At 73.9% G+C, this 253-nt stretch carries 1 pseudogene; it reads left to right on the top strand.

The annotated features are described in order from the left end of the window. Positions 1-253 (top strand): annotated as a pseudogene (locus EOA79_RS32535) (hydantoinase/oxoprolinase family protein); the annotation flags it as partial.

Here is a 253-nt window from a genome sequence, read left to right as displayed (position 1 = left end):
GCCTGGTGCCGCTGGCGCTGGCCGGCTTGGCGCATGGCGAGGCGGTCACCGCCGAGCTGGAGCGGCAGCTGCGCGCGCCCAATCCCGGCCGCATGGACGGGCGTTTTGCCGTGCGCACCGGCGTGCCGGATCGCCTCGCCGCCGGCCTCACCGCGCCGGAAGCGAAACTCTACGAGGCGATCGGCGCCACCCCGCTGGCGCTTGACCGGCTGCTCAGCTCCAACGCCCAGAACGCTACGCTGAACCGGCTGGT

Origin of the sequence: Mesorhizobium sp. M1A.F.Ca.IN.020.03.2.1 (assembly GCF_004023205.1) — a bacterium.
Lineage (GTDB): Bacteria > Pseudomonadota > Alphaproteobacteria > Rhizobiales > Rhizobiaceae > Mesorhizobium.
This window is presented reverse-complemented; position numbering and strand designations above follow the sequence as displayed.